General features: G+C 68.2%; 23 protein-coding genes and 1 tRNA gene. 21 read left to right on the forward strand and 3 right to left on the reverse strand.

The features are described from left to right. Window positions 1-52 precede the first annotated feature (52 nt). The 11 genes from queE to HUS23_11140 all read left to right on the forward strand — a co-directional run bounded on the left by queE (window position 53) and on the right by HUS23_11140 (window position 10,682). Window positions 53-730, forward strand: a complete 678-nt coding sequence (gene queE, locus HUS23_11090) for a 7-carboxy-7-deazaguanine synthase QueE (protein ID QKT04315.1) — start codon at window positions 53-55, stop codon at window positions 728-730. Next, entirely contained in the window at window positions 727-1,413 is a 687-nt protein-coding gene (gene queC / locus HUS23_11095; GenBank protein QKT04316.1) for a 7-cyano-7-deazaguanine synthase QueC, read from the forward strand. The genes queE and queC overlap by 4 nt, the downstream gene beginning before the upstream one ends. 136 nt (window positions 1,414-1,549) lie before the next feature. Continuing rightward, window positions 1,550-2,767 carry a YeeE/YedE family protein gene (locus HUS23_11100; protein ID QKT04317.1) on the forward strand — a complete coding sequence of 406 codons (1,218 nt, stop codon included), beginning with the start codon at window positions 1,550-1,552 and terminating at the stop codon, window positions 2,765-2,767. A 53-nt stretch (window positions 2,768-2,820) separates the two neighbouring features. Continuing rightward, a tRNA-Lys gene (locus tag HUS23_11105) sits at window positions 2,821-2,896 on the forward strand. Between the two features lie 255 nt (window positions 2,897-3,151). Continuing rightward, window positions 3,152-4,009, forward strand: coding sequence for a formyltetrahydrofolate deformylase (gene purU / locus HUS23_11110; protein QKT04318.1), 858 nt, complete (start codon window positions 3,152-3,154; stop codon window positions 4,007-4,009). 165 nt (window positions 4,010-4,174) lie between these two features. Next, entirely contained in the window at window positions 4,175-5,317 is a 1,143-nt protein-coding gene (locus HUS23_11115; protein QKT04319.1) for a glycosyltransferase, read from the forward strand. Next, window positions 5,298-6,269: an SDR family oxidoreductase gene (locus HUS23_11120; protein QKT04320.1), complete on the forward strand. Its 972-nt coding sequence runs from the start codon at window positions 5,298-5,300 to the stop codon at window positions 6,267-6,269. Before HUS23_11115 ends, HUS23_11120 begins: the two co-directional genes overlap by 20 nt. A 79-nt stretch (window positions 6,270-6,348) precedes the next feature. Beyond that, on the forward strand, window positions 6,349-7,356 hold the full coding sequence (gene galE, locus HUS23_11125; protein ID QKT04321.1) for a UDP-glucose 4-epimerase GalE: 1,008 nt from the start codon (window positions 6,349-6,351) through the stop codon (window positions 7,354-7,356). Further along, window positions 7,353-8,153, forward strand: coding sequence for an ABC transporter permease (locus tag HUS23_11130; GenBank protein QKT04322.1), 801 nt, complete (start codon window positions 7,353-7,355; stop codon window positions 8,151-8,153). Before galE ends, HUS23_11130 begins: the two co-directional genes overlap by 4 nt. Beyond that, a complete protein-coding gene (locus HUS23_11135; protein ID QKT04323.1) occupies window positions 8,150-9,406 on the forward strand; it encodes an ABC transporter ATP-binding protein in 1,257 nt (418 codons plus the stop codon). The genes HUS23_11130 and HUS23_11135 overlap by 4 nt, the downstream gene beginning before the upstream one ends. A gap of 145 nt (window positions 9,407-9,551) precedes the next feature. After that, window positions 9,552-10,682 (forward strand): glycosyltransferase family 2 protein, encoded by a 1,131-nt coding sequence (locus tag HUS23_11140; GenBank protein QKT04324.1) that lies wholly within the window; start codon window positions 9,552-9,554, stop codon window positions 10,680-10,682. Window positions 10,683-10,741: 59 nt separating this feature from the next. On the opposite strand, the gene HUS23_11145 is transcribed toward HUS23_11140, so the two are convergent. From HUS23_11145 to HUS23_11155, 3 genes are read right to left on the reverse strand one after another with little or no spacing between them, the layout of a single operon-like run. After that, on the reverse strand, window positions 10,742-11,881 hold the full coding sequence (locus HUS23_11145) for a glycosyltransferase family 4 protein (protein QKT04325.1): 1,140 nt from the start codon (window positions 11,879-11,881) through the stop codon (window positions 10,742-10,744). Further along, window positions 11,878-12,807: a glycosyltransferase family 2 protein gene (locus tag HUS23_11150; protein QKT04326.1), complete on the reverse strand. Its 930-nt coding sequence runs from the start codon at window positions 12,805-12,807 to the stop codon at window positions 11,878-11,880. The genes HUS23_11145 and HUS23_11150 overlap by 4 nt, the downstream gene beginning before the upstream one ends. Beyond that, complete coding sequence (locus tag HUS23_11155; GenBank protein ID QKT04327.1) at window positions 12,804-14,990, reverse strand: glycosyltransferase family 4 protein; 2,187 nt, start codon at window positions 14,988-14,990, stop codon at window positions 12,804-12,806. The genes HUS23_11150 and HUS23_11155 overlap by 4 nt, the downstream gene beginning before the upstream one ends. 249 nt (window positions 14,991-15,239) lie before the next feature. Here HUS23_11155 and HUS23_11160 point away from each other — a divergent pair, with 249 nt between their 5' ends. The 10 genes from HUS23_11160 (at window position 15,240) to HUS23_11205 (ending at window position 26,561) form a co-directional block, all read left to right on the forward strand. After that, window positions 15,240-15,782 (forward strand): Na+/H+ antiporter subunit E, encoded by a 543-nt coding sequence (locus tag HUS23_11160; protein ID QKT04328.1) that lies wholly within the window; start codon window positions 15,240-15,242, stop codon window positions 15,780-15,782. Continuing rightward, window positions 15,779-16,078: a multiple resistance and pH regulation protein F gene (locus HUS23_11165; protein ID QKT04329.1), complete on the forward strand. Its 300-nt coding sequence runs from the start codon at window positions 15,779-15,781 to the stop codon at window positions 16,076-16,078. Before HUS23_11160 ends, HUS23_11165 begins: the two co-directional genes overlap by 4 nt. Continuing rightward, window positions 16,075-16,374 carry a monovalent cation/H(+) antiporter subunit G gene (locus tag HUS23_11170; protein QKT04330.1) on the forward strand — a complete coding sequence of 100 codons (300 nt, stop codon included), beginning with the start codon at window positions 16,075-16,077 and terminating at the stop codon, window positions 16,372-16,374. The genes HUS23_11165 and HUS23_11170 overlap by 4 nt, the downstream gene beginning before the upstream one ends. Continuing rightward, window positions 16,371-17,351, forward strand: coding sequence for a DUF4040 domain-containing protein (locus HUS23_11175; GenBank protein QKT04331.1), 981 nt, complete (start codon window positions 16,371-16,373; stop codon window positions 17,349-17,351). The genes HUS23_11170 and HUS23_11175 overlap by 4 nt, the downstream gene beginning before the upstream one ends. Before the next feature lie 17 nt (window positions 17,352-17,368). Beyond that, a complete protein-coding gene (locus HUS23_11180) occupies window positions 17,369-17,689 on the forward strand; it encodes a cation:proton antiporter subunit C (protein ID QKT05055.1) in 321 nt (106 codons plus the stop codon). An 85-nt stretch (window positions 17,690-17,774) separates the two neighbouring features. Next, on the forward strand, window positions 17,775-19,157 hold the full coding sequence (locus tag HUS23_11185; protein QKT05056.1) for an oxidoreductase: 1,383 nt from the start codon (window positions 17,775-17,777) through the stop codon (window positions 19,155-19,157). Then, entirely contained in the window at window positions 19,154-20,644 is a 1,491-nt protein-coding gene (locus HUS23_11190; protein QKT04332.1) for a monovalent cation/H+ antiporter subunit D family protein, read from the forward strand. The genes HUS23_11185 and HUS23_11190 overlap by 4 nt, the downstream gene beginning before the upstream one ends. 13 nt (window positions 20,645-20,657) lie before the next feature. Beyond that, entirely contained in the window at window positions 20,658-22,376 is a 1,719-nt protein-coding gene (locus HUS23_11195; GenBank protein ID QKT04333.1) for an NADH/ubiquinone/plastoquinone (complex I), read from the forward strand. Window positions 22,377-22,478: 102 nt separating this feature from the next. Next, complete coding sequence (locus HUS23_11200) at window positions 22,479-24,899, forward strand: diguanylate cyclase (GenBank protein QKT04334.1); 2,421 nt, start codon at window positions 22,479-22,481, stop codon at window positions 24,897-24,899. Between the two features lie 162 nt (window positions 24,900-25,061). Beyond that, window positions 25,062-26,561 (forward strand): fused MFS/spermidine synthase, encoded by a 1,500-nt coding sequence (locus HUS23_11205; protein QKT04335.1) that lies wholly within the window; start codon window positions 25,062-25,064, stop codon window positions 26,559-26,561. Window positions 26,562-26,574: the final 13 nt, after the last annotated feature.

A 26,574-nucleotide genomic window follows, 5' to 3' on the forward strand; every position in this document is an offset into this window, starting at 1 on the left:
CCGCGGTGGCTTCCGCGATGATATACTGAGCGGTCTCTCGTCATCGTCGCTCATGTCCGTGTCTCATCCCTCTGATCAAAGCCCGCGCGCCGAACGCCTGCGCGTCACCGAGATTTTCCATTCCCTGCAGGGCGAGACCCGTACTGCCGGCGTGCCGACCGTGTTCGTGCGCCTGACCGGCTGTCCGCTGCGCTGCGGCTATTGCGACACCGCGTATGCTTTCCAGGGCGGCGAATGGATGAGCCTTGGCGAAATCCTCGCCGAGGTGGCCCGCTACACACCGCGTTACGTGACGGTCACGGGGGGCGAGCCGCTGGCGCAGAAGAACTGCCTCGAGCTACTTACCCGACTGTGCGACGCCGGCTACGAGGTATCGCTGGAGACCAGCGGCGCGCTGGACGTGGCCGAGGTCGACGCGCGGGTGGTCAAGGTGCTGGACCTCAAGACGCCGGGATCCGGCGAGAGCGCGCGTAACCGCTGGGAGAATCTCGCGCACCTCAGCGCGCGCGACCAGATCAAGTTCGTGCTCTGCGACCGCGCCGACTACGAATGGGCGCGGGAGGTGCTGCGCGAGCGCGCGCTGGCCGCGCGTTGCGAGGTGCTCTTCTCACCGAGCTACGGGCAGCTCGCGCCCGCCGCGCTCGCGGAGTGGGTGCTGGCCGACCGCCTGCCGGTGCGGGTGCAGATCCAGCTGCACAAGGTCCTGTGGGGCGAGGCGCAGGGCCGATGAGCCGCCGCGCCGTGGTGTTGCTGTCGGGCGGCCTGGATTCGGCGACCGTGCTCGCCCTGGCGCGCGCCGAGGGCTTTGCCTGTCACGCCCTCAGCTTCGACTACGGGCAACGCCATGGTGCCGAACTGGCCGCTGCGCGGCGCATGGCCGCCGCGCAGGGGGTCGTCGAGCATAAGGTGGTGCACGTGGATCTCGGCGCGCTCGGCGGCTCGGCGCTCACCGACCCCGCCATCGCGGTGCCGGACGCCGCGCCGGCGGGTGCGCCCACCGCCATCCCGGTCACCTACGTGCCCGCGCGCAACACCGTGTTCCTGGCCGTCGCGCTCGGTTATGCCGAGGTGCTCGGCGCGGCGGATATCTTCATCGGCGTGAACGCGGTGGATTACTCGGGCTATCCGGATTGTCGCCCGGCGTTCATCGAGGCGTTCGAGGCCCTCGCACGCGTCGCCACGCGCGCGGGCGTGGCGGGGGAGCGACTGCGGGTGCGAGCGCCCCTCATGCGCATGAGTAAGGCGGAGATCATCCGCGCGGGGCGTGCGCTGGGGGTGGATTATGGCCTCACGGTGTCGTGCTACGCGGCCGATGCGCGCGGTCGGGCATGTGGACGCTGCGATGCCTGCCGGCTGCGCGCCGAGGGATTTTCAGCCGCTCAAGTCCCTGATCCTACGCAATACCAAGTGTAGGACCGGCGACCGCCTGGGCGAAACAGTAGCACCCCATGCCATTTGCATTTAGAATCGGCCGGATAAACATTCCTGTATTATTCGGGCCGCGGCGGATCGCCACAGCACCGCACGCGGTAAATCCACCGGAGGATGTATGGATATCACCACGCAGATTCTGCTGTACGGCTTCGGCATTGCGCTGATCCTAGGCGCCGTGGCGCAGAAGACCAATTTTTGTACCATGGGCGCGGTATCCGACTACGTCAACATGGGCCACACCGGCCGCATGCGCGCCTGGTTCCTGGCCATCGGCGTCGCGATCCTGGGCGTTTTGCTGCTCGAGCTGCTGGGCCTTGCCAACATGGCGATGACCACCTCCAACGCCACCTCGCAGCCCCCGTACCGCATCGACCAGCTCGCCTGGCCGCGCTACATCCTCGGCGGCATCATCTTCGGTATCGGCATGACCCTCGGCAGTGGTTGCGGCAACAAGACCATGCTGCGCCTGGGCGGGGGTAACCTGAAGTCCATCGTGGTGATTCTGTCCATCGGTGTGGCGGCGTACATGATGCTGTTCACCAGCTGGGATCACTATCTGTTCCTGCAGTGGATGAACCCGCTGGCCATCGATCTGGGCGGCCGCGGCATCGAAAGCCAGGAGATCGGCGTCATCCTGGGCGGCTTGGCCGGCATGGAGAACCCGCGTACCTTGGCGTACATCGTGGCGGGCATCGTCGGCCTCGGCACGCTGGCCTGGGTGTTCAAGTCCGCCGATCTGCGCTCGAACTTCGACAACATCCTGGGCGGTGGGGTGATCGGCCTGTGCGTGGTCGCCGCTTGGTATGTCACCGCCGGTCCGATGGGCGCCGAGTGGATGGAGGCCCTCGAATGGGGTGAGACACAGTCGCTGGCCTCCGGCGCGCAGTCCTACACCTTCATCGCCCCGGCCGGTCAGTTCCTGAACTGGCTCACTAACCCGACCATGAGCCTGGTGTCCTTCGCCATGGCGGCCCTAGCGGGCGTGATCGTCGGTTCGCTGGCTTGGTCGCTGATCAGCCGCACCTTCCGCTGGGAGTGGTTCAGCTCCTTCCGCGACTTCATGACCCACGTGCTCGGCGGTCTGCTGATGGGTGTGGGTGGCGTGCTCGCCATGGGCTGCACCATCGGTCAGGGCGTGACCGGTGTGTCGACCATGGCGCTCGGCTCCTTCCTGGCGCTTGGGTCGATCATCTTCGGCAGTGCGCTGACCATGAAGATCCAGTACTACAAGATGGTCTACGAAGACGAAGCCAGCTTCGGCAAGGCCTTCGTGACCGCGCTGGTCGACATGCGCCTGCTGCCCAGCGGGATGCGCAAACTCGAGGCGGTCTAAGCCGTTTCATGCAGTGCCGGTGGGCGGGCCCTCGCGCCCGTCCACCGCTCTCCGGGCCGTTAGCTCAGCTGGTAGAGCACCGGACTTTTAATCCGATGGTCGTAGGTTCGAGCCCTACACGGCCCACCAACAATGTGTCGCGAAAGGGGTTAGGCCCAGCCTAATCCCTTTTGCTTTATTGAGGCGCGCGAGGCCCGCGACCCACCGGACGCCCAGTCCTGCGATGCGCTGGAACTCAGCCGCGCCGCGCGCCATGCTCAGGGCTCATCGCTTGGCATACGCGACCTCGGCGGCCGGGCGGACTGTCATTAGTTGGCGTAGCCGCACTGCTTGGGGGAACTGAGCCATGAGCGGTGGATTGGATTGGGAGAGGAGCCTCTTACCGTGGCAAGTCTGCGCCTGACGGCCGCCTGTCCTGACCGAGTGGGATTGATCGCCGCGGTGACCCGCTTCATCGCCGAGCATGGCGGCTGGATCACGGAGGCGGCGCAGCACTCCGACCCCACCAGCGGCTGGTTCTTCATGCGCTACGAGTTGCGCGCGGATTCGCTGCCCTGGGACGCGCAGGGCCTGCGCGCGGCATTCGCACCCCTGGCGCGCGAGTACGCCATGGAGTGGCGGGTGTCGGATGCGGGTGTGCCGCGCCGGGTCGTGCTGATGGCCAGTCGCGAGCCGCATTGCCTCGCTGATCTCCTGTATCGTTGGCGCAGCGGTGAACTGCCGTTTGACCTTCCCTGCGTGATTGCCAACCATCCCGACCTCGCGGAGTACGCCGCCGCCTACGGCGTGCCTTTTCATCACGTGCCGGTGGGGCGGAGCGAGATCGCGCGCCGAGAAGCGTTCGCCAGGGTCCGCGAGTTGATCGACAGAGCCGAGGCGGACACCGTGGTGCTCGCCCGTTACATGCAGATCCTGCCGCCCGCGCTCTGCGAACATTATGCGGGCAGGATCATCAATATCCACCACAGCTTCCTACCCTCCTTCGCCGGCGCGCGGCCCTACCACCAGGCGGCCGAACGCGGCGTCAAACTCATCGGGGCCACCTGCCACTACGTGACCGCCGACCTCGATGCCGGCCCCATCATCGAGCAGGACGTGGTGCGCGTGCAGCATGACGACAGCGTCGACGACTTGGTGCGACTCGGGCGCGACGTGGAAAAAAGCGTGCTCGCCCGCGGCCTGCGCTACCACCTCGAAGACCGGGTGCTGATTCACGGCAACAAGACGGTTGTTTTCTCCTGATCTCGTCCTTCCCGTCTCGTCCATGACCGACGAAGCGAACGCAAGTTTTCTTCGTGATGCGCCACCACTGTTCTTGACGACGCCGTGTTCCCTAACTAAGCCTTAATACCGAAAAGCAGAAGAAGTGGTTGTCCGGGTCACGCCGGGCAAGGGGGGGAGGTCGTCGTGCCCGGTCAGCGCGCCTTGGTTTCGGTGGTCATGCCGGCGTTCAATGCAGAACGCTATTTGGAGGCGGCGATCCAGTCGGTGCTCAATCAGAGCTACCGCACGCTCGAGTTGCTGGTGGTCGACGATGGCTCGTGCGACGGGACGGTCGAGATCGTACGGCGCTACGCCCGGCGCGACGCGCGGGTGCGCCTGCTGCGCCAGGGCAATGCCGGCGTTGCCGCGGCCCGCAATCGAGGCTTGGCGCACGCGCGCGGCGAATATATCGCACCGTTGGACGCGGACGACCTTTGGTATCCGAATAAACTCGCCCTGCAGGTGGCGTGCCTGGAACAAGCACCGGACGAGGTGGGCGTCGTCTATGCGTGGTCCGCCCACATCAACGAGCACGGCGCGTTGACCGGCGGCTACAGTGCTGCGCAGGAGGAAGGGGACGTGTACGCCGCCTTGGTGCTGGGCAACTTCATTGGCAATGCCAGCGCCACCTTGTTTCGGCAGGCCTGCGTCGAGCGTTGCGGCGGCTATGACGCCAGCCTGCGCGCGCGCGACGCCGAAGGCTGCGAGGACGCTGATCTGTATTTGCGCTTTGCCCGCCATTTCCGTTTCGCCTGCGTCCCGCGCCTGTTGATCGGATACCGACTGCTGCCCGACAGCATGTCCTGCAACTGGGCACGGATGGCGCGCTCCCATCGTTACGTGATCGACAACCTGCGCACGAGCCACCCCCGCCTGCCGGCCGCCGTACGACGCTGGTCGAATGCGAGTTTTTATCGCTATCTCGCGTGGCAGTGTGGTCGCACTGACGACTATTGGGGCGTGCTGTGCTGCCTGGCGCGCGCAGGCATCGCGGATTGGCGTTTGTGGCAGGAGCGCCGCTTTCGGCAGATGGCGCGCCACGCCGTGCGCCGCCTGCGGGACCGAGCGCCCGCGCCCACCAAGCGCGTCGCGTCTAAGCTGACGGTCGAGGAGTTGGAACAGCGCCTTTACGGACACGCGGCGGGAGGGAAGCGAAGCGCCGGCGGCGAGGATCGTTTGGCCTTGGCGCGTGCCTGGCTCGGCGGGCCCGCTGAACCGCAGTCGGGACCAGCATTGAAACTACGCAACGCGCAAAGGAGTGCATTAGATGAGGGCGTTACTGGATAAACGGACCTTGGTGACCGGAGGGGCAGGTTTCGTCGGCTCCCACCTCTGCGAGCGCCTATTGGCGATGGGGTGCGACGTGTTGTGTGTGGACAATTTCTACACCGGCTCCAAACGCAACATCGAACACTTGATGGACAACCCCTATTTCGAACTGCTGCGCCACGACATCACCCTGCCGCTTTACGTCGAAGTGGATCGTATCTACAACCTCGCCTGTCCTGCGGCTCCGGTGCATTACCAGAAGGATCCCGTGCAGACCACCAAGGTCAACGTGCACGGCTCGATCAATATGCTCGGCTTGGCCAAGCGCGTGAAGGCGCGGGTGCTGCAGGCCTCGACCTCGGAGTGCTATGGCGATCCCGAGGTTCATCCGCAGACCGAGAGCTACTGGGGCAGCGTGAACCCCATCGGCGTACGCGCCTGCTATGACGAAGGCAAGCGCTGCGCCGAGACGCTCTTCTTCGACTATCACCGCCAGCACGGGGTCGAGGTCAAGGTGGGACGGATCTTCAACACCTACGGTCCGCGCATGCACCCGGATGATGGGCGCGTGGTCTCCAACTTCATCGTACAGGCGCTGCGCGGCGAACCCCTCACCGTTTACGGAGATGGATCGCAGACGCGTTCGTTCTGCTACGTCGACGACCTGGTCGAGGGCCTGATCCGCCTGATGAACTCGCCGGCGGATTTCACCGGGCCGGTGAACCTCGGCAACCCGCACGAGATGCCGGTCGGCGAACTGGCCGAGCATGTCGTCAACCTGACCGGCAGCCGATCCAAGATCGACTACCGCCCCCTGCCGCAGGACGACCCGCACCGTCGACGGCCGGACATTTCGCTGGCCCGCGAGCGGCTCGATTGGTCGCCGCAGGTAGGGCTGGAGGAGGGGCTGGTCAAGACCATCAACTACTTTGAAGAGCTTCTGCGGGCGCCGCGCGAGGGATGCTGGTAGCGCATTGCGCGATCCTCGTACGCGACGACACAGAGTAGAACAAGGGAGAGCGGCGCCGGAGCCGCCGAAGGGGGAAAGGATGAGGACCATCCTGGTCACGGGAGGCGCGGGCTACATCGGCAGCCACACCTGCAAGGCGTTGGCGGCGGCGGGCTACCGGCCGATCGTGCTCGACAACTTGGTGTACGGCCACCGCTGGGCGGTCAAGTGGGGGGCGTTGGTGGAGGGTGATGTACGCGATGCGGCGATCCTCGATCACGTGTTCTCTCAGTACCGGCCTGAAGCGGTGCTGCACTTCGCGGCCTACGCCTATGTGGGCGAATCGGTGGGCGCCCCCGGCAAGTACTACGCCAATAACGTCGCGGCCAGCGTCGCGCTCTTGGAGGCAATGCGTCGCCACGGCTGCGCGAACCTGGTTTTCTCCAGCACCTGTGCCATTTTCGGCGAGCCGGAACAGGCATTGATCGACGAGCGCACGCCTACCCGCCCCGTCAATCCCTACGGACGCAGCAAGCTGATGGTCGAGCAGATCATGCAGGACTTCGGCCGTGCTTACGGGCTACGGCATGTGAGCCTGCGTTACTTCAATGCCGCCGGCGCCGACCCCGAGCAGGAGGTGGGGGAGGCGCACGAGCCCGAGACCCACCTCATCCCGCTGGTGTTGGAGGTCGCGCAGGGGCGGCGCGCGCACATCGACATCTATGGCACGGACTATCCGACTCCGGACGGTACTGCGGTGCGGGATTATGTGCATGTGGCCGATCTCGCCAGCGCGCATGTGCAGGCGCTGGAGTACCTGCGCGGCGGCGGGGTCAGCTCAGCGTTCAATCTCGGTTTGGGGCGCGGCTACTCGGTGCAGGAAATCGTGGACGCCGCGCGGCGCGTCACCGGATGCACAATCACCACGCGCGGCGCGCCGCGCCGGGCCGGCGATCCACCACACCTGGTCGCCGATCCGGGCGCGGCGGCCCGCGCGTTGGACTGGCGTCCGCACTATGGCCAGCTCGACGACATCGTTGCCACCGCGTGGGCTTGGCATCAGAGAATCACCGCCGATGAGGGACAAGCGGGCAGGGGTAGCGCATGAACGTTTCCTACCCGGCACCGGCGCCCCACGTTCTGCAGCGCCTGGGCTACTTGCGCGACCTGATGCGCGAGATGGTTTGGCGCGACGTGCGGGTGCGTTACAAGCGGTCCGTCCTCGGCATCGCCTGGACCATGGTGAACCCGTTGCTGCACCTGTTGGTGTTCTATTTCGTGTTCCAGGTCATCCTGGCGATGGACACCCCGCGTTTTACCTCGTTTGCCCTGACCGGGTTGCTGGTGTGGGGCTGGGTGACCGCCTCGCTGGCGCAGTCGGCCGGTTCGATCACCAACAATGCCACCATGCTACGCCAGCCGGGCTTTCCGCCTACTATCCTGCCGCCGATCATCCTGAGCACGCACTTGGTGTACTTGCTGTTCGCCTTGCCCGTGCTGACCGTGTTCTTGATCGTCGGCGGTAGCCGGCCGGGTCTGGGCCTGCTCACCTTGCCCTTGATCCTGGCCGTGAACTTCGTGTTCATACTCGCGCTGGCCTACTTCGTGGCGGCCGCGAACGCGTATTTTCGCGATATCCAGCATTTCCTCGACGTTCTGCTGCGTCTGTCGATGTTTCTGAGCCCGGTGTTCTACGAGGCGCAGCGGGTGCCGGAAGCGTATCAATACTGGTATCAGATGAACCCCATGGTGCCGCTGTTGGAGGCCTACCGCGCGGTGCTGATGTACGACACCCGTCCCGACTGGGAGCGCCTGGCCGTCGTGTTCTTGGTCTCATTGCTGGTGCTGTATTTCAGTGTGCGCCTATACCGCCGCGCCGCGGTTCGTAAGGTGGACGAACTATGAACACGCCAATCGCCATAGCCTGTGCCGGTATCAGAAAGCGTTTCCGGCGCTACAGCCGCAGTCGCCCCGATCGACTGAAGGACGTCCTGCTTGGCAATTGGCGCGGCCTGCGCCCCGAGGCCGTGCTGTGGGCACTGCAGGACGTGAGCTTCAGCCTGGAGCGCGGGCGGATGCTCGGCGTGATCGGCCACAACGGTGCCGGTAAATCGACCCTGTTGCGCTTGGTCGGCGGCGTGAGCCAACCCGATGCCGGCAGTCTGCGCGTCAACGGGCGCATCGGCGCCCTGCTGGATCTCGGCCTCGGTTTCCATCCCGAACTCACGGGGCGCGAGAATGCGTACGTCAACGGCGTGATCTCCGGACTCACGCGTCGGGAGGTTGCGCGGCGCATGGACGACATCGTCGGCTTTGCTGAGCTCGAGGCATTCATCGACGCCCCGCTGCGCACCTACAGCAGTGGTATGCGCCTGCGCCTGGGGTTCGCGATTGCCGCGCACACCGATCCCGAAGTGCTACTCATTGATGAAGTTCTGTCGGTCGGTGACCTCAGTTTCCAGAACCGCTGCATGGAGCGTATTGCACACTTCAAGCGTGAGGGCACCGCCATATTGCTCGTATCGCACAACGTGGCTGAAGTGCGTCGGCTGTGCGACCAGGTCCTGTGGTTGGAGAAGGGTCAGGTTCGCCGTCACGGGACGACGGCCGAAGTGGTGGCGGCTTACGAAGCCGCCGTGCCGGGCGCTGACACCGGCGACCCGATCACGCCGGTGGCAACGGCCACGGCAGCGGGGGTGCCGCTGACCATGAACGAGAACCGCTTCGGCACCCTGGAGGTGGAACTGACGGACGTACGGGTGCCGGCGGCGCTGCAGGCGAGGGCGGCCCTGCCCATCGAGATGGCGTTCGTCGCGCACCGCGCGCTGCCGCCGCCCATCATTCAGGTGAAGCTGGTGCGCGACGACGGCGTGGTGTGTTGCGATCTCAATTCGCACGAAGCCGGTATCGTCGTGCCCATGGCAAACGGGCGCGGGCGGGTCCGGTTGTGGCTCGATCGCCACGATCTGGCGGGCGGGGCGTACTTTGTCGAAGTGGGGCTTTACCACGAGAACTGGGAACGGATGTTCGACTATCATGCGCGCGCTTACCGCATGCAGATCGACGCGCCCGCCGCCGGGGAGGGCGTGCTGCGCCTCCCCGCGCGCTGGGAACTGCCAGCGGACGTTAATCCCTCGCCGCGCATGGAAATGCCTTGAGGCGCGCTTCGCAGCGTGAGGCCGCGCGCCGTCATCGGTTGAGCGCGCGCCGCGCGCCGGCAGCGAGCAGGCACATCACACGAGGAAGTGGCATGCACAGGGCAGGCACGGGTCCGGTGCCGGCGATGCCTGCGGGAGCAACGGCATGGTAACGGGAAAGGGCGGATTGGTGTCGGTAGTGATGCCGGCCTACAACGCCGAGCGCTTTATCAGGCAGGCGATCGACTCCGTCATCGGGCAGGACTACCAGAATCTGGAACTGCTGGTGGTCGACGACGGATCCACGGATGGCACGGCGCGCGTCGTGGCGGACTACGTACGACGTGATCCGCGCGTGAGACTCCTGCGCCAAGCCAACGCCGGAGTGGCCGCGGCGCGCAACGCCGGTATCGCGCACGCGCGCGGCGAGTACATCGCACCGCTGGATGCGGATGACCTGTGGTTTCCCGACATGCTTGCGCTGCAGGTGCGGCGGCTATCGGCCGAATCCGAGCGCGTGGGCGCCGCGTATGCGTGGTCGGTGCACGTCGATGAAGCCGGCCGGCCGACCGGCGGATACAACGCGGGGGGCGAAGAGGGCGATGTGTACGCCGCGCTGATGGTCGAGTTCTTCATCGGCAACGCCAGCGCCACGGTGTTTCGCCGCGCGTGCTTCGAGCGCTGTGGCGGCTATGACCCCACGCTTCGCGCGCGCCGGGCCGAAGGATGTGAAGATTACGATCTGCACCTGCGTGTGGCGCGGCACTTCCACTTCGTGAGGCTGCCGCGGCTGGTCGTGGGCTATCGCCAGTTGACCAGCAGCATGTCGAGCAGCAACTGGCGGCGCATGGCGCGCGCCCACCGGTTCGTGTTCGCCGCGCTGCGCCGCCACCACCCGACGATGCCGCGCGCCTTGCGCCGCGGGGTTTACAGTCGATTCCACCGCTATTACCTGGCGGAACTGTGTGCACGCGCGAATGACGCCCGTGGTCAGTTGCTCTGCCTCGCGCGGGCGGCCGCGGCGGACGCGCGCCTGTTGCGCAACCGAGAGTTTCGCCAAGCGGTGCGTCAGTCGCTGCGCGGACTTCGTGACGGCAAGTGCGCGTTCCAGACCGCGCAGCGCCCGCCGCCTTCCCTCCAGGCACTGGAGCGGTATCTGCATGAGCACCCACCCTCGGTAGACGCCCGGCTGCTCGGATTCGCGAGAGCGTGCGTCGAGAGCTCGGCGAAGGGGGCGCCTTCCTCCGCACGCGAACCCGGTGCGGCGGCACCGCTGCACCAAGCGGGGGGACGATGAGCGAGGACGTTGCGAGGCCGTGCGCGTGAGTGTGTCACGCGCGCAACGCGGCTGCGGGGCTAATGGATTTTGGAAGACCGGCGTCGCCTGATGGCGCCGGGCGCAGGCAGACGCGCTTCGAACCGCGTGCCGCGCGTCACGATCTCCCGATAGAACGTCTCGAAGCGGAGCGCGATGCTCGGCCACGCCAGTTCCTCGGCGCGCCGCCGGGCCTCGCGGGCGAGGGCGGCGCGCCGGTCCGGCTGATCACGTAGGGCGCGCAGTGCTTCCACGCACGCTCTTGCGTCGGCGGGCGGAGTCAGGATGGCGCCCGCGCCGGCGAGATGAAAGCGCGTTCCCGCCAGATCGGTCGTGACGGCCGGCAGCCCGCTGGCGATGCCCTCCAGGAGCGCGTTGTTGGCCGTGCATTCCGTGAGCGGCAGCAGGAGCGCGTCCGCTTGACGATAGCGTTGCGCGAGCTCGTCGTCCGAGATGCCGCGGTAGAGGGTGACATTGGGTAATCCATCGAGGCCAGTGTCGCCACTGCTCACCACGTGGAAGTGCACGCGAGGGTCGTCGCGGAATGCCGCGGCGACGGCGCGCATGAGCGGCCAGTCCCGCAGCCAGTGGCCCACGGTGATGCAGTGCAGGCGATCGGTGTGTTGCCGCTGCATCGGCGGGCGGAAGAACGCCGTGTCGACGCCATGCGCAAACAAGTGGATGCGCTCGCGCGGCAGGTAGCGCGCGAGAAACGGCACCTGAGAGGGCGAGAGCACCGTAACGTGGTCCAGGGCGCCGATCAGGGTCGGGTTGAGAAGTTGTTCCTGCAGGGTGTGCGGCTGATGGAAGCTCGCGACCGTCACGGGACGCGGCCAGGGCACGCGTTTGAGCCAGCGCGGCAGGTACTGGCCCGCATGTTCCCCGTCGAGGAAGTGGACCGCGTGATAGCGTCCCGCCAGCGCCCCCGGAAGGGCGCGCAGCTCGGCCATCAGGTCGCCCAGTTTGTACCAAGGCATCGCGCCGCGCGCGACGCGCCGGCGCAGCCAGGGTTTGGCGGCCGCAAGCCAGCGCGGCACGTCGTCGTCACTGTCGGCCGCGCCGTCCAGCACGCTGCGAAAGCCGGCAGGATCGAGGTGGCGCACGACTTGCGTAAAGCCTGAGCGCGCACACCAGTGCGGGTAGCGCGTATGGACGAAGCGCAGACGCAGGAGCCGGCTCATGCGCGCCTCCCTGCGCCTAGCAAGCCGGCGATGTGCCCCAGTTCGATCAGCGCGAAGCAATGGCGGGTGAAGGCCTGTGCATCGCGCGCGGGGCGCACGAGATCACGCAGCGTCTGCGTCGAGCCGAGCAGCCGCGCGGCCCGGCGCAGCACCGCGCGCATGCGCCGGCGCGCGTCCGGCCGACGCTCGATCATTTCCATTGCCGCATCGGAGCGTCCCTGCCAGTAGTGGCGCTGGCGAAACCAGCGGGGCGTGAGGCGCGCAGGGGCCACCGGATGGCGCACGCGCATGTCGGGCCGGTATAGCCGGGGATAGCCGCGCCGCTGCGCCTCGCGCTGAATGAGGATGTCGCCGTTAGACAGCAGGTTGGCACCGCAGCGGTCCAGGCGCGGGTCGAACCCGCCCACCGACTCGAGCAGCGCCACCGGCATCGCCATGTTCGCCCCGATCAGCCACTCGCTGGCTACGTCGCCCAGTGCGCGCGCCTCGCCGCCCCAGTCGATGGCCGGCAGCGCCACGGCGAGCTGGTCGGACAGCCAGGCGGGGCGCGCCCCGCACCACACCGGCTCCACCGGGCCGCCGACGATGGCCGGCCGCCCGTCCGCGGCGGCGAGCCCGGCCCGCACGGCGGAGATCCATCCGGGTGCGGCCTCGGCGTCGTCGTCCAGGAACGCGACGTAGCGCGCGTGCGCCGCCCGCCAGCCGGCGTTGCGCGCCGGGTTGAGGCCCGGTGTGGACTCGTACACATAGCGCACGTCCGGATACGCGGCCACCACCTCGGCGGTGCGGTCGGTGGAGGCGTTGTCCACCACCAGTAACTGGAAATCCCTTGCCGGGTCATGCTGCGCGAGAACGCTCTCAATGGCCCCACGTAGGGGGCCGGCGCGATTGTGGGTACAAATGATCACGCACAGGCGCTCGTTCACGGTGCGCTCTCCTCGCGCAGCGTGCGCGCCGGGGCCACGCCCCCTTGCAGGCGCGCGAGCCAGCGGGCCGCGCGGCGGCGCAGTCGCGCGGCCCGCCGCCGCCACGCCTCGCGCCGTCCCCGCGGCCGGGGTGGCGGCGGAGGCAGCGTGCGTGCGTCCAGGGGGACGAACACCTCGGTGATGAGGTGCGCGGCGCGCGCCAGCGCCTCCGGATGGCGGCGTACCAGTGCCGCGCGCCGCTCGCGGAAGGCCACCAGCGTCTCCCACGGCAGCACGCCGGGCAGTGGATCGCGCGCGCGCCGGGCGAGCAGCGCGGGATAGGTAAGTCCGCGCCAGCCGAGGGCGAGTACGCCTACCGCCAGTTCCCAACGCTCCAGCCCCGCCCCGGCGGCGGGCGCAAAAGGCTCCCCCGGCGGCAAGGCCGTCGCGCGAAACACCGTCGCATGACCGAGCGCCGGCGCGAACCACAGATGCGGCAGGGCGGGATCGAGCGGCACGTGCGTCCCACCCTCCGGCAGCGCGCTCCAGCACGTGACCAGCCCTGCGTCGGGCGCCGCCGCCAGTGCCGCCCCCAGCCGCTCCAGGGCGTCGGGGGCGAGCAGGTCGTCCTCGTCGAGAAACATCCATCCAGGTGCGGCAGCGGCGCCCGCGCGCGCGGCGCGGGCATAGCCTGCGTTCCAGGCCTCGGTGCCGCTCTGCGCGCGCAATGCCACCAAGGCCGCGCCGGCGGCGTCGGCCTCGGCCTTGACCGCGCTCTCGGGCGGCCCGACCACGACCAGGCACGTCGGCGGTGTAGTCTGCGCGTGCAGCGCATCCAGTGCGCTGCGCGCTCCGTGGACGCTGCGCACCCACAGCACCACGCCGGGCGCGGGTGCCGAGGCGGCGGTCTCGGCCCGCGCGCCCGCGCCGCGCTCGGCCACGCGGGCGCGCAGGGCGATGTGTGTCTGCACGATGCGGCGGTTGTCGCACAGGGTGCGCACGGCTGCCGCCGCCGCCTCCCCCATGGCCTGGCGCTGCGCGGGCGAGGCGCGAAGGCAGCGCTGCAGCGCCTCGTGCAGCGCCGGCGCGAGTGTGGTCTGATCGGGCGCATCGGCGATCCAGCCGGTCTCGCCGTCCCCGACCATCTCCGCCATGCCGCCGAAGCGCGAGGCGATCACCGGCAGGCCGCTGCCCATGGCCTCGATACAGGTGTTGGGGAAGTTCTCCCAGCGCGAGGGCACCACCGCGGCGCGGGCGCGCGCCAGAAAACCCGGCAGGGCCTCGCGCGGCTGGGGGCCGTGGAAGCGGAAGCGTGGACGTAGCGGCGGGGGAATGCGCTGGCGCAGGAAGGCGCGCATGCTCAGGCCGCCGTCGCCGGCCGGGTGGTCCGCGCCGATGAAATCGAAACACACGTTCGGATCGCGCGCGGCCGCCTGAACCGCGGCATCCACCCATTCGATGACGCCCTTGCGCGGCTCCAGGCGCCCGACGTAGCAAATACTGCCCCTGGTCCAGGTCAGCGCACTGCGCACCTGCGGCGTGAGGTCGCCAATGGGCAGGCGGATCACCGACACGCTGTTCGGCGCCAGGCCGTAATGCGCCTCGCACTGGCGCGCCAGAAATCGGCTGGGGCATAGGTGGGCATCGGCGCGGATGATGCAGTAGCGTTCCATGTGCTGCATGGCGTAGGCGCCGGCGCTCGCGCCGTGCTGCCCGTCGTAGCGGGTTATGAATTCGCTCGGCGAGTGCAGGTGCACGATGCAGGGTGGTCGACGCGCGGGCGCCAGGCCCAGCTCGCGGCGCAGCAGGAGGTAGTAGAGGGGCGCCTCCCACTCTTGGCCCTCGATGACGTCGATACCCTCTTCCTCGATCAGACGCTCGGCCAGAAGGGCTGCGTGCAGGGCGAACCATTGGTTGGGGAAAGGCGCGCCACGCAACGCGCGCAGCTCCTCCGCCCAGCGCGCCCGCGCGTGACCCGCCAAGGGCCGGGGCGGTCGATCCTCGGGGGCGATGCGGTGGATCACCAGGCGCCCGCCGCAGCGCACCTCGTGGCGATCCGGTGCGCCCTCCCAGCGCTGGCCGATGACGTGCACCGTCTCGCCCTCGGCGGCCAGAAGCCGCATGATGTTGTCGACGTAGGTGCCTATCCCCCCCGCCGCATAGGGCGCGGGCGGCAGTTCACGGCTGATGATGAGGTGCTTCATGGGCGCGGCCGCGCGCCTGCGGCGCTTGCCTGCGTCGACGACGCTTCGCGGTCCACGGCGCGCGATCCCTTGTGCGGCAGTTCCATTGCTGTCCCCCCGGTGAACTCTCGTGCGTGCCGCTGCGGCTGCATCTTGTGCACGTGCAGAAAACGTAGTTCACACTTTGTGGCCGTGCAACGCGCCGACCGGGCGCCTTGAACTGACGCTAAGGCACTGACAAGCTTGTGGGTAGCTTCACGGGGCGGGAGGATGCTCGTGGTATCCGATAAAGACATGCTTGCGGCCAGCTATCCGATCGCCTTCGTGTGGCGCACCCTGTTGCTGGGCGGTTTCTGGTGGGCACTGACCGACGGCTCGACCTATGCGTGGTGGCTCGGTGTGGTGGCGGTCGTGACGGTGGCGGGGCTTAGCCTGCTCACGCTTGCGCCCGGCGATCTGTGGTGGCGGCCGATCAACCTTGGGCGGTTTGTGGTGTACTTCGCGGGGCAGTCTTTGATCGGTGCAGTGGATGTCGCGCGGCGGGCGCTGCAGCCGCGCATGCCGCTGGACCCCGCGTTCGTGGACTATGAGTTGCGGCTGCGGGCCGCGTTGCCGCGGGCGCTGTTTCTCAACACGCTCAGCCTGACGCCGGGCACCCTCAGCGCGGAAATCGAGGACGATCGCCTGCGTCTGCATGTGCTGGTGGCCGGACCGCACTACCCGGACTATCTAGCGGCGCTGGAGCGGCGCGTCGGCGCGGTGTTCGGCGAGAGCTTCCCGGCTGCCTCCGGCAACGCGGGAGCGAGCCGTTGAATCTCGTACTGCTGGCGGTGACGGTGTTTCTGCTCCTGAACGTGGCGGCCGGTCTGGTGCGGGTCATGCGCGGGCCCACCCCCGCCGACCGCATGATGGCGGCGCAGCTGTTCGGCACCACCGGCGTGGGCGTGCTGGTGCTGCTTGCCTTCGCGGTGGACCAACCCGCGCTGCTCGACGTCGCACTGGTGTTCGCGCTGCTGGCGGCCCTGGTGGTGGCGGCCTTCGTCCATCAGTGGGGTGGTCATTATCCCGACGAGCGCGCGCGCAACCTGCGCGGCGAGGAGCGGGAATGATCCTCGACCTCCTGTCGCTGTTGCTGGTGGTGACCGGCGCGCTGTTCTTTGCCGCAGGCACTGTGGGACTGCTGCGTTTCCCCGATGTCTACACGCGCCTGCACGCCATCACCAAGGCCGACAACGTCGGACTTGGGCTGATGATCGTCGGTCTGATGCTGCAGGCGGAAGGCGCCGCCCAGGTGGTCAAGCTGCTGACCATCTGGCTGCTGGTACTGTTCGCTAGCGCGACCGCCTGCCACCTCATCGCGCGCGCCGCCTTGCGTGAGGGCGTAGCCGCCTGGAGGCGTCGATGAGCATCGTGGCCGCGGTGTTCGACGCCGTGCTTGGGCTTATGTTGATCTGGCTCGCGTGGCGCCTGCTGCGTAGCGACGACCTGTTCAAGGCGGTGGTGTTGTTCATCGTATTCGGCCTGATGGTGGCGCTGGCGTGGGCGCGTCTCGGCAGCCCGGATCTGGCCCTCGCCGAGGCGGCCATCGGCGCCGGCCTGACGGGCGTGCTGCTGCTGATTACGCTGGCCACTACCGGCCACAGTGCCTATGCGACCTTCGATGCGCGGCCCCGCGTACGGCTGGGTTGGGCGGGGCGTTGGACGCGGGGATTGCTGGTGGCGGGCGTGGCCGCCATCCTCGCCACGGCGGTATGGAGCATGGCGGAGGACTTCCGCGGGCTCGCGCCGGCAGTGGACCAGCGCATAGCCGAGGCCGGCGCCGCCAATCCGGTCACCGCGGTGCTGCTCAATTTCCGCTCTTGGGACACGCTGCTTGAGATCGGGGTGCTGCTGCTCGCGCTCACCGCCACCTGGGCGCTTGGCGGCCGGCCGGTGAGCGCGTTTCCGGGTGCGGTCCGCATGGGCGGCATGTTCACCGTGCTCGCCCGCTTTCTGGTGCCGCTGCTGGTGCTGACCGGGATTTATCTGGTCTGGGCCGGAACCAACCAGCCAGGCGGGGCCTTCCAAGCCGGGACGCTGATCGGTGCCGCCGGCATCGTGCTGCTGCTGTCCGGCCTGCTCGCGCCGCACCGGGGTCATGCCTTCCCGCTGCGGGTGCTCCAGGTGTTCGGCCTGCTGGTGTTTCTGTCGGCCGGATTGGCGGGTCTGTTCGGCGGCCATTTCCTCGAGTATCCGGCGGGGCAGGTCGGCGCGTTTATCCTGGGCGTGGAACTCGCGCTGACCGTATCCATCGCCGTCACGCTGGGTGCGCTGTTCTTCGCGGCCGAGCCCCACGCCGCACGCCCGCTGCCCGTGCAGGGTCGACAACAGGAGGCGCCGTGACGCAGGGGGTGTGGTTCATGCTGGTGGGGGTGGCGCTGTTCAGCCTTGGGCTGCACGGCTTGCTCGCCAAGGCGCACCTGTTGCACAAGGTGCTGGGCTTGAACGTGATGGCCAGCGGCACCTTTATGGTGTTCATCGGCGCCGGCGCACGGGTGCCGGGGGTGGCGCCGGACCCGGTCCCGCAAGCCATGGTACTGACCGGCATCGTGGTGGCCGTCTGCACCGCGGCCTACGCGCTGGCCCTGACGCGGCGTATCCGCGACGTCACCGGCCGAACCACGCTGCCCGGCGAGCACGACACGCCGCCGCCGCCCCACCGCGCTGCCCGCGACTACTAAGCGCGTGTCGGCGGCGCTCTTTCTCGCAGGCTCCTTGGCGCTGCCCCTCGCGGGTGCGGCGCTCGCCTTTGTGGTGGGCCGCGCCATGCCGTACTTCGCCCTCGCGGTGTCCACGCTCGCGCTGGGCAGTGCCGCGGGCTTGGCGCGGCACGTGGCGCTGGAGGGGGCGCTGCGTTATCCGCTGGGGGGCTGGGGTGCGCCGCTCGGTATCGACCTCTACGTCGACGGGCTCGCCGCGCTGGCATTGTTGATGACGGGCGTGGTGAACTGGTTCATCGGCCTGTATGCCACCGCCTATTTCGCGGACGACCGGGCCGGCCGCTACTTCTGGCCGTTGTGGCTGTTCCTGAGCGGCGCGCTCAATGCCCTGTTCGTCTCGGCCGACCTGTTCAATCTCTACGTCACACTGGAGCTCGTGGGGCTCGCGTCGGTGGCGCTCGCGGCGCTGAGCGGCAAGGGACCGGCGCTGGTCGCCTCCATGCGGTATCTGCTGGTCACCCTGCTGGGTTCGCTGCTGTACCTGATGGCGGTGGCGCTGTTGTATGCCGCCTACGGTGCGCTCGACATCGCCACTGTCGGCGCGCGCCTGCAGAACGAGCCGGTCGCTTGGGTGGCCTTCGCCCTCATCACCGTCGGCATGTGGCTCAAGATCGCGCTGTTCCCCTTGCACTTCTGGCTACCGCCGGCGCACGCCAATGCGCCGGGGCCGGTCAGCGCGCTGTTGTCCGGGCTGGTGGTGAAGGCGGGCTTCTACCTGTTGCTGCGGTTTTGGATCATGTTGTTCCCCGACACCTTCGATCCGCGTGCCGGGCACGTGCTCGGCGCGTTCGGTGTGGCGGCGATCATATGGGGTTCGTTGCACGCACTGCGCCAGCGCCGGCTCAAGTTGCTGGTGGCCTATTCGACCGTCGCACAGATGGGCTACCTGTTCCTGTTGTTTCCCTTGTCGTTCACGGTGCAGGGGGCCAGTGCCTGGAGCGGTGTGGTGCTCTACATGCTGGCCCATGCCGGGGCCAAGGCCGCCATGTTCATGGCCGCCAGCAACCTGCTGCTGGCCTACGGGCATGATCGCATCGACGGCTTGTCCGGCAGCGCGCACATCATGCCGGTGACGCTGTTCGCGTTCGGCCTCTCGGGCGTGACCCTGATGGGGCTGCCGCCGAGCGGCGGCTTCGTCGCGAAGTGGCTGCTGTTGAGCGCCGCGGTCGAGGCACAGATGTGGTTCTACGTCGGCGCGATCGTGCTGGGCGGGCTGCTCGCGGCGGCCTACGTGTTCCGCGTGCTGCGCAGCGCCTCGCGCATCGTGCCCTCGACGGCGGCCGGCACCCTGGCGGTGCGGCGGCTGCCGAGGCGCCTGGAGTGGGCGCCGCTGGTGCTGGCGGCGGTGGCCGCCGCGCTGGGCTTTTACGCGGTGCTGCCATTGGAGTTGCTGGAAGAGGCCGCCCCGTTTACCGAGGTGGCACCATGATCGGCTCGGCGCTGCCCTTGCTGGTGGTACTGAGTTCGCTGTTGGCGGGGCTGATCATCTTCACCCTGCCGGAAGGGCGCCGCGGCCTGCGCACCGTCATCAACCTCACCGGCGCGCTGAGCAAGCTCGTGCTGATCGGCTTCATGCTCTGGGGCGTGTACCACGGCGTAGAGTACGAGTTGCGCTACCCGCTGTTGCCGGGGCTTGACCTGGTGCTGCGCGCCGATCCGCTGGCCCTGCTGTTCGTCACCCTGTCGGCCGGCCTGTGGCTGCTGACCACCGTTTATGCCATCGCCTATCTGGAGCACGAAGGCTCGGGCAACCGCAGCCGCTTCTTCGGGTTCTTTTCGCTGTGCGTGTCGGCCACCGTCGGCATCGCCATGGCGGGCAATCCGTTCACCTTCTTCGTGTTCTACGAGATACTCACCTTGGTCACCTATCCGCTGGTGGTCCACCGCGGCACCGAGGCGGCACTGCGCGCCGGGCGGGTGTACCTCGCCTATACGCTCAGCGGCGGCGTGGTGCTGCTGGTCGGGCTGGTGTGGCTATACGCGCTGGCCGGTCCGGTGGAATTTGCCGCGGGCGGCGTGCTGGCCGATGCCGGCCTGTCCCATGGCATTCTCGTCGCGCTGTTCGTGCTGTTGATCGGCGGGCTGGGGGTCAAGTGCGCCCTGTTCCCGCTGCATGGCTGGTTGCCGGTGGCGATGGTCGCGCCGGCGCCGGTGAGTGCCCTGCTGCACGCGGTGGCGGTGGTCAAGGCGGGTGCCTTCGGCATCGTGCGGGTGGTGTACGAGATCTACGGCGTGGAGTTCGCGCGCGACCTCGGCCTGATGTGGCCGCTCGCGAGCCTGGCGGCCTTCACCATCATCTACGCCTCGCTGCGGGCGCTCATGCAGGAAGACCTCAAGCGGCGGCTTGCCTTCTCCACCGTCAGCCAGTTGTCCTACATCGTGCTCGGTGTGGCCATCGTGGGGCCGCTTGCCACCCTCGGCGGGGTGGTGCATTTGGTGCACCAGGGCGTCATGAAAATCACCCTGTTCTTCTGCGCGGGCAATTACGCCGAGACGCTGCATATCCATCGTGTCAGCGAGCTCAACGGGGTGGGGCGGCGCATGCCGTGGACCACTGCGGCCTTCACCGTCGGCGCCCTCGGCATGATGGGTATGCCGCCGATAGCGGGTTTCGTGAGCAAGTGGTATCTCGGCCTCGGCGCCCTGGAGAGCGGGCAGGGGCTGTGGATCGCCGTGCTGGCAGGCTCGACGCTGCTGAACGCCGCCTACTTCCTCCCGCTGCTCTACCGGGCGTGGTTTCTGCCGACCACGGCCGGCTGGGCTGATCCGCGCCCACGCCCGGAGACCGGGCGGGCCCTGTTGTGGCCGCCGGTGATTACGGCCGCCATCAGCCTTTTGATCGGGCTGTTTGCCGCGGCGGCCTGGAGCCCCTTGGCGTGGACGGCGCTCGCCACGCGGGAGCAGTACGCGCCATGAGGGGGCAAGCGCGATGAGCGCGTTGTGGCTGCTGGCGCTGCTGTTGCCGACCGCAGTGGCGGCGCTGCTGGTGGTGGCGCCGCTGCGCCCGGTCGTGCTCGCCATGGCGCCGTGGACCATCCCGCCGGTGTTCGGCTTGGCGCTGTATGCCCCGCCGCCCCTGTACCTCGACGATGTGTTGTTCGGCGTGGTGCTGGGGGTCGATCTCAGCGGCGAGATCCTGCTGCTGCTGGTGGCGCTGCTGTGGTGGCTCGCGGGTCTGCAGGCCCAGGCGACGCTGGCTCGCGACCCGGCCGCGCCACGCTTCTTTGCCTTTTTTCTGCTCAGCTTCGTTGGCAGCGCGGGGCTCATCATGGCGCAGGACGCGGTGAGTTTTTACGCCTTCTTCACCCTGATGAGCTTCGCGGCCTACGGACTGATCCTGCACCGCGGCGATGCGCAGGCGCGCGAGGCGGGGCGCATCTATCTCATTCTCGCTCTGCTGGGCGAGGCCGTCCTGCTCGCGGGGGTGTTGATGGCGGTCGCGGCGGCGGGCGAGGCCGGCTTTGCGGCCCTGCGGGCGGCGGTTGCCACCGCCCCCGAGCGCGACCTCATCGTGGCCCTCATCGCGGTCGGTTTCGGTATCAAGGTCGGCGTGATACCGCTGCACGTGTGGCTGCCGCTCGCCCATCCGGCGGCCCCGGCGCCGGCCAGCGCGGTGCTGAGCGGAACCATCATCAAGGCCGGCCTGCTGGGCTGGCTGCGTTTTCTGCCGATCGGAGAGACCGCACTGCCGGGCTGGGGCGCGGCCTTCGTCGCCTTCGGTCTGTTGGCCGCGTTCTACGGCGTGGCGGTCGGCCTGGCGCAGCGGGAACTGAAGGTGGTGTTGGCCTACTCGAGCATCAGCCAAATGGGGTTCGTCACCGTGGGCGTGGGGCTGGCGCTGTTGCACCCGGCGCAGGCCGAGATCATCCTGTGGGCGATCCTCATCTACGCGCTGCACCACGGCTTCGCCAAGGGTGCCTTGTTCATGGGGGTGAGCGTGATCTCCCCGCTGCCGCGCGCGCGTCTCGCGCGCGTGGCGGTCGTCGCCGGCGTCGCGCTGGCGGGGCTCGCGCTGGCGGGCGCGCCGCTCACCAGTGGCGCTCTGGCCAAGGCGCTGCTCAAAGCGGCCGTGGCCGACAACCATCTGGACGCCGTCCTGGCGCTGGCGGCAATGGGGACCACCTTGTTGATGGCGCGCTTCTTGTGGTTGGTGCTGCACAAGCCGCACGGGCAGGCGGCCGCGCCCGGGGTGTGGGTGCCGTGGTTGGGGACGCTCGCGCTCATGGCGGGCGTGGCGTGGGTCGTGGCGGTCTACGGTCGGGCGCCGCTCGCCGCGCCCGGCCCCCTCGGCGCCGGGTGGGACGCCCTTTGGCCGGTGTTGGCCGGCATTGTCGTGGCGGCTTTCGGCTGGCGGTTTGGTGGGGGGATTCGATGGCCGGGTGTGCCGCCGGGGGATCTGCTACGTCCGGCCGAAGCGCTACTCAGGCCATTGGCGTCCGTTTCCTTGGACGTGCCCCGCCGACGCGTGCAGGCCTTCGGTCTCTTGCTTGAGCGACGGACGCGCGCATTGGTGCTGGGCAACATCGCCCTGGTGGAGCGTCGGCTCAGCCGTTGGCGCACACCGGCAGGCCTGGTGTTGGTGCTGGCCCTGGTGTTGTGGTGGTCGCTGGGCTACGGCGGCGGCTGGCTGGGTTATTCACCGCACTGATAGTCGGTCATCCTAGGCATATGGGGGGCTGGTCTGCGGCCGTCCATCCGGGATAAACTCATGAGGACATTATAAAAAGGATCCTCGAGGCGCAGGGAGCGCATGACCGAACAGCGACCAGCGCAAGCCGGTGGGGGAGGGCGCCACTGGTATCTTCCGACCTACATTGCTTTGGCGGGCGGTGTGGTGCTGGCGGCCGTCGCCTATGTCTTGATTTCCAATCACGAACAGCGCGAACTTCATCTGGAGTTCGAGCTCATCGCCCACGATCGTATCACGGCCCTGCAACGCGAACTCGACCACGAGCTCGAGGTTATCCGTGCCACGGCGGCGTTTCGCATGGCGCACTCGCTGCCGGATGAGCGTGACTTTGTCGATTTCCTCAATGTATTCGGGCAGCGCTTCTTCGCCGTGCAGGCGGTCGGCTGGGCGCCCGCTGTGGAGCCGACCGATCTCGCCGGCTTGGAAGCGCAGCTGCGGCGCCGGCTGCCCGGCTTCCACATCGAGCAGGCCTGGATAGACGACCCGCTCAACCTCTACGAGCCGCCGTTGCCCTTTGCGTTTCCGCTGATCACGTTGGCGCCCGCCCTGGACGAATGGCTGGGGCGGGACCTGGCGGTGAGCGGCACGGCGCACGAGGCCCTGCAGCGGGCACGCGACACCGAGCGGCTTGCACTCAGCGGCCGCCTGCCGTACACGAACGGGCCTGACGAAGGTGTCCATGCGGTGCTCGGCGTGCATCCGGTGTTTGCACGCGACGCCACCGAAGGGGAACGGCACGCGTCGCTGGAAGGTTTCGTAGTGGGGGTCTTGCACGTCGGGCACCTGGTGGAACAGGCGCTGCGCCACCTGGAGCCGCGCGGCGTGGATATTCTCCTGTATGACGAGTCGGGGAGCGCCGGCGAGCGCTTTCTCTACGCTTACAGTGACGGTGTCGCCGCCCGTACCGAGGCGGCACCCTATCCGTGGGCGGCGCGGCGCATGTTCGTGGTGGGCGGGCGCGCCTGGGAGGCAGTGGCGACCCCGAGTCCCGCCTTCTACGGGCGGCACGCTCACCGGCCGCGGCGCGCCTGGGCCGCGGCCGCCACGGTGATGCTGTTCAGCCTGTTGCTGGCCGGGTACCTGCGCGCCCACGGTCGCTACAGCCGGCGCGTGGAGCGCCTGCTCGGCGCATTGCAGGACGAGGTGGTGGATCGGCGGCGCATCGAGCAGACGCTCAGTCGCGAGCGCGACTTTCGCAATGCGGTGTTCGATACCGCCGATGCCTTCGTGTTGGTGCTGTCGCCCGACGGGCGCATCGCCGAGTGCAACCGCAGCTGCGAACGCCTGGTGCGCCAATCGAGCGCGGCGCTACGCGGACGGCCGGTGTGGGAGGTGCTCAGCGAGCGTTCGCAGGCCGCCGCGGCGAAGAACCTCATGCACCACATCAGCACCTCGCCCGGCGCCCGGCGCATGGAGTTGTGGGTAGGCCGCGGCAAACGTCAGCGCATGGTCGACTGGACGTTTCGGCGCTTGTGCGGCGCGCATGGCGAGGCCGAGTTTCTGGTCGCCACCGGCATCGACATCACGCGCCGCTATCACGTGGAGCAGGCCTTGCGGCGCAGCGACGAGCAGTTCCGCCAGCTGGCCGAAAACATCCGCGAGGTGTTCTGGATCAGCGACCTGGCCCGCCCGCGCCTGGTGTATGTCAGTCCGGCCTACGAGGAAATCTGGGGGCGGTCGCGCGAGCGCCTGCGCACCCGGCCCGGCGACTGGATCCACGGCGTGCACCCCGAGGACCGCTCCCACGTATTCGCCACCATTCGCGCCTTGGCGTCGGTGCTGCGCGAGCAGCCGCAGGTCATCATGGAGTTTCGTGTCGTACGCCCGGACGGCACGCTGCGTTGGGTGCAGGCGCGCGGCTTTCCCGTACGCGACGACAGCGGCCGCCTGGTGCGCGTGGCGGGCCTCATGGAGGACGTCACCGAGCGCAAGGCCTTCGAGGAGCGCCTCCAGCACCTCGCGCACTACGACGTGCTGACGGGCCTGCCGAACCGCGCCCTGTTCATCGACCGGCTCGATCAGGCGCTGGCGCACGCGCAGCGCGCCCGCGAGAAGCTCGCCGTGTTCTACGTGGACCTGGACGACTTCAAGGGCATAAACGACACCCTGGGGCACGAGTACGGTGACTTGCTGCTGCGCCAGGTCGCGCGTCACCTGGAGGGGGTGGTGCGCGCCGAGGACACGGTCGCCCGCATCGGCGGAGACGAATTCACGCTGTTGTTGCGGGGTCTGGAATCGGTCGCCGACGCGACCGTGGTGGCCGAGAAGATCATGAGTGAGTTGTCACGGCCGCTGCCGCTCAAAGAGCACCAATGCCTGATTCGCGTCAGCGTGGGTATCGCGCTCTATCCGCTCGATGCCCAGGATCGGGACGGTCTGCTGCGCAGCGCCGACGCCGCCATGTACGAGGTGAAGCACGGCGGCAAGCAGAGCTTCCGTTTCTTCAGCCGCCGCTTCGAGAACAACCAGTCCACCCCCTGACGCGCGGCCGACGGTTCATTGGCCTCTACGATCATGATAGGCTGCGGCCATGCCCGATTCCGGGCCGAACATCCCGCACCGCGGCGCCTCGGGTCGCGGTCTGCATGAGGCAGCGCAAACAGCATGACCGACGTAGCAAGCCGCGCAAACCGCGCGCGATTGATGTGGTACGGAGCAGTGGTCTTCGTCAGTTCCGCCTTCCTTCTGGTGCTGGAGATCGTCGCCGGGCGTCTACTCGCGCCCTATGTCGGCGTCTCCCTGTACACCTGGACGTCCATCATCGGCGTGATTCTCGCCGGCCTGTCGCTGGGCAATTGGCTCGGCGGTCTATGGGCGGACCGGGGCGGTGACGAACAGGCGGTCGGCCTCACCCTCGGTCTGGCCGGCCTGTTCAGTCTGGCGATCCTGCCGCTGCTGACGCTGGTCGCGCCCATGATCGAGACGCGCGGACTGGGGCTGCTGAGCGCCAGTTTCTTTTACGTGCTGGCCCTGTTCTTCATCCCCGGGGTGCTGCTCGGCGTGATCACGCCGCTGCTGACCACCATCGCGCTGCGCCTGGATGCGCGCGCCGGCCACGTGGTGGGGCGCATGCATGCCCTGGCGGCGCTGGGCGCCATCCTCGGCACCTTCATCACCGGCTTCGTGCTCATCCAATACGTCGGCACGCGCAACGTGATCGTCGGCACCGGTATCGGGCTCCTGGTGCTCGCGGCGCCGTTCCTGTTGCGCGCGCGCCGCGCGGTGCCCGCCGCCCTGGTCGCCGGGTTGGTGCTGATCGCCTCCGTGGGCTATGCGCGCGGCGCCCTGATCGACCCGTGCGAGCGTGAGAGCAGCTACTTCTGCATCCGCGTGGTCGACGAGCCCAGTGCCTTCGGCCCCACCCGCGCCTTGGTGCTCGACTACCTCAAGCACGGCGCCAACAGCTCCCAGCACCCGGCGTTGTTCGTGGCCCCCTATGTGCACCTGATGGACGAGCTGGTGCTGCACCACTTCGGCCGTGAGCGCGCCGGCGACCTCAACTACTTCTTCGCCGGCGGCGGCGCCTACACCCTGCCGCGCGGTATTCGCCACCTGCGCCCCCAGGCGGGCATTACGGTGGCGGAGATCGACCCGCTGGTGACGCGCGTGGCGGCCGAAAAGCTGTTCGTGGACACCGCCGACATGCGCATCCTGCACGAGGACGCGCGCATGGCCCTCGGGCGCAACGACACCCGCTACGACGTGGTGTTCGGCGATGCCTTTCACGACATCTCCATTCCCTATCACCTGGTCACGCGTGAGTACAACCAGTTGGTCAAGTCGCGGCTGACCGAGCACGGCATCTACATCCTCAACGTGCTGGATGCCTTTCCCAACGCCGAGCTCGTCAAGACCATGGTCAACACCCTCGAGCGCGACTTCGCGCACGTGGCGGTGTGGATGGAGTTCGCGCCTTCGGAACCGACCCGCATGACCTACGTGATCTCCGCCAGCGATGCCCATGCACCGCCGGAGTTCATCCGGCCCGCGCGCCAGGGCGGCGGCCAGCGCGGCTGGTTGCGGGTCAACGAGCCGCTGTTCCAGGTCGGCCTGCCACGCGAGCAGCTGCCGGTTCTCACGGACGATTTCGTGCCGGTCGAGCGGCTGGTCTCCGGCTTCTTTTTCGACACGCTGGGTAACTGAGCGCCCGCTCGGC

It is taken from the genome of Ectothiorhodospiraceae bacterium 2226, assembly GCA_013348725.1.
Lineage (GTDB): Bacteria > Pseudomonadota > Gammaproteobacteria.